Source organism: Floridaenema aerugineum BLCC-F46 (genome assembly GCF_041929345.1).
In the GTDB taxonomy this organism is placed as follows: domain Bacteria; phylum Cyanobacteriota; class Cyanobacteriia; order Cyanobacteriales; family Aerosakkonemataceae; genus Floridanema; species Floridanema aerugineum.
Genome location: NZ_JBHFNQ010000272.1, coordinates 1 through 3,265, shown reverse-complemented (window position 1 = coordinate 3,265; position 3,265 = coordinate 1). Strand labels below are relative to the sequence as shown.

Genomic DNA, 3,265 nt, shown 5'->3' with positions numbered 1-3,265 from the left:
CAGTGTAACGCACCATCTAGGGACTGGAATTATACCACCATCAGTAGGGTGCGTTAACGCCAGTGTAACGCACCATCTAGGGACTGGAATTATACCACCATCAGTAGGGTGCGTTAACGCCAGTGTAACGCACCATTTAGTAACGCACCATCCCACCTCTTCCTCTTCTTTCTTCACATTCTTTGCAGTTCAAAAAAATCTTATTCCACCACTTCCACCAAAGAAGAAAGCACAGCAATTTTAGTTGTATCAACCCCTCTAATTGTAGATACTAATTGAACACCAGCACGAGACATTTCATCAAAATCTATCAACAAATCACCCATTACTTTATCCGGTTCATCTTCACTAATTCCCAAAGGAGAACCTTTAGCAGTATTGCGACTTCTGGCAATATTTTGTAAACCCTTTAAAGCATTGCGAACCGGAGAAACACTAGCCAATACTAACACTTCCAAAGTACCAGAAGGCCCTTTTAAAAGAATCTTAAAATTATCCTCAGTTCGAGGAATAGTAATTGTTTTTCCCCCAGCCACTAAAGCCGCATCTTCCGGCTTATCCCAATCACGGGGAAATAAAACTAATAATTCGCCACTAGAATCGATTAACACAACACCAATAAAAAGATTTTGATTTTCGTTATTTTGAATATTAATTTTAATTTCTGTATTCGGCTTAAACTTAGTACCTTGCACAGAATTAATCGGTGCTTTTTTATCCTCTTGATTCCCCCGACTACTAACCACATTAGCAGCACTTCTTGAATTAACAGATTGAATAGTAGTAGTAACTTTAAGCGTAGAAGAATCCCCTGTCACCAAAGTTTGTAAAATTCTCCCAGCCAGCAAAGATTTAAATTTAGACTTCAACCTTTCTTGAATCGCTTTTGGTGTAGATTCTTCAGGAATTCCAAAAGTATTATCAACTGGTTTTCGCCCGGAAGTAAACAAACCGATCGCACCCACTGGCGGCGGATTAGGAATTGATAACTGTTGAAATTCGCGAGAGTTGTTTTCCCTAACTCGACCTAAAATATAATGTACAACATCTGTTTGATTAACCCCAACAACTTCCATCCGACTGATAGCTTTTATTTCCTTTTCAGCTTGACTTCTATCAGCGCCCAAAGATTCATCTAAACCAACTTTTAAAGTTAAATCAGTAGGAATTCCCCGCACTCTTTCCCGCAGTAAAACTCCCGGTTTCACAACATTAGGTTTAGCTTTAATAACTTTACCATATCCAACTAATCCGACGCGAGAAGTTTGTTCAATTTGTCCAATTTCCTTACCTTGTTTATCAATCAAATTAAAAATTGCCCCTTGCTGAAAACCTTCCAATGATTGCGAAGCAATTCCACCCAACCAAAATTCTACTTGATCACCACTTACTTTGCGAATCACTCCTTCCGCACTGCGCGTAGTTTGTTCGCTGAAATAAACTAATTTATTTGCGTAATTACTTCCCGGTTTTACTTCATATTCCGGTACTTGTACCATACCAGAATTTTGAGCTATATCTTGAGTCCGCAAAGCTAAATTAACAAAAGTTGTACTAATAGCTTGATTACGATTTTGTTGCCAAAGATAACGAGTTAATAAATAAGTAAAAGCGCCAGCATTAAAACCATCAAAACGCGCATCTGTAGCAAGTTGATTATCTCTAGCAGAAGTTAATGAAACACCTTTAGCAATACCTTTTCCTCGTAATTCTTGAAATTTATCGGGAGAAATTTTCAGCCTGGTTAACCATTGTTGTTGATATTCTAATTCTTCTGAAGCGACTTGAATGTTGTTGGTTTCACGCTCAAATCTTGCAGAACGCACCACCAAATTTCCCCTATCAGCACCCCCCGAAAAACAACTATCTAAAACCACAGTTAAATTTTCCGTTTGTACCGCCGACATCAACAAAAACAAAGTCTTACCCATGATATCTTTTACCACATTTTTATCAGGGGTAACAGTATCTATAGGAACCATAGTCCCATTCAAATTTTTACCATTAATCGGCGCAGGATCTACTACCCGCGAACCATGTCCAGAATAGTGAAAAACCGCCACATCACCGGGTTTTGCTTGTTTAATTAAATGATTTTCAAAAGCAGTAATAATCCCTTGACGAGTAGCTAGAGAATCTGTAATTACTAAAATATCTTGCGGCTTAAAACCAAAGCGATGAATTAACAACTCTCGCTGCATTTCCACATCCATCAAACATCCCCGCAAAGGACGAATATCGCCAGTATAATTATTAATTCCCACCAACAAAGCCAGCTTCCGAGGCGTACTTTGCGCCAACACTTTACCATAACGATTAGCCTGCTGAAAAAACTCAACTTGACTAATTCCCAAACTAGCCAACAAAGAACCACCAAACTGTAAAAAATGCCGCCGTTTCATAATTCCTCCTGAATTTGTACGTTGTTGCGCTTCAGCGCCACAGAATTTGTACGTTGTTGCGCTTCAGCGCCACAGAATTTGTACGTTGTTGCGCTTCAGCGCCACAGTCGGAAGAGCGCTGAAGCGCAACAACGTACTTTTAAAATGCTTCTCCGATGAAAGTGAAAGCTGCCCAATCTTTCGGATGAGGGCGAGTTTTCATAATAGTTAACATTGCCTGACGTAATGCTTGCGCTTTATTCGGATTTGTCCTCATTTGCTGATAAAACTCCTTCATTAAATCAGATGTTGGTGCATCAGGAACCGCCCACAAAGAAACAACTATGCTGGGTGTTCCCGCAGTAATAAAAGCGCGAGATAATCCAACTACCCCATCACCTGTAAGTTTTCCTCTCCCAGTATCACAAGCACTTAAAACTACTAAGGAAGCTTTCAATTTTAAATCGAGAATTTCATCAGAAGTCAGCAAACCATCTTCTTTTTCGTCGGGTGTAAAAGCTAATGCGCCCGGTACTCCAGCCCGATATTTTCCTTGCAGTTCTCCATAATCTAAAAGTCCGTGTGTGGCGAAGTGAATAATGTTAGCTTGAGAGATTTGAGATTTAATTGTTGCTTCTTTAGCTTGAGAACCAATTAAAGGTTGAGTATTGAATAATTTACCAATTTCAATTGCTTCTTGTTGTGCTCCTGGTAAAGGTGATAACTGTTCCGGTGGTTCACCTATTTTTAAGGTTAAAGATGGCATGGTTGGATTACCGACAATTAAATTTTGGAAACTCTTTTCTCCTGCACCTCTGCTTTGCTGCATTTCTGCTTTTTTAGCATGAGTTAATTCTAAGACTTGAATTGAGGGTGCGGTGAGA

2 protein-coding genes are annotated in these 3,265 nt (G+C 39.4%); both read right to left on the bottom strand.

Going from position 1 to position 3,265, the window contains the following annotated elements:
* Positions 1-200: 200 nt before the first annotated feature.
* Positions 201-2,402, bottom strand: coding sequence for a caspase family protein (locus ACE1CC_RS36625; RefSeq protein WP_413275360.1), 2,202 nt, complete (start codon positions 2,400-2,402; stop codon positions 201-203).
* A 139-nt stretch (positions 2,403-2,541) separates the two neighbouring features.
* Positions 2,542-3,265 (bottom strand): CHAT domain-containing protein (locus tag ACE1CC_RS36620; protein ID WP_413275359.1); only part of this gene is annotated, 724 nt, incomplete at its 5' end.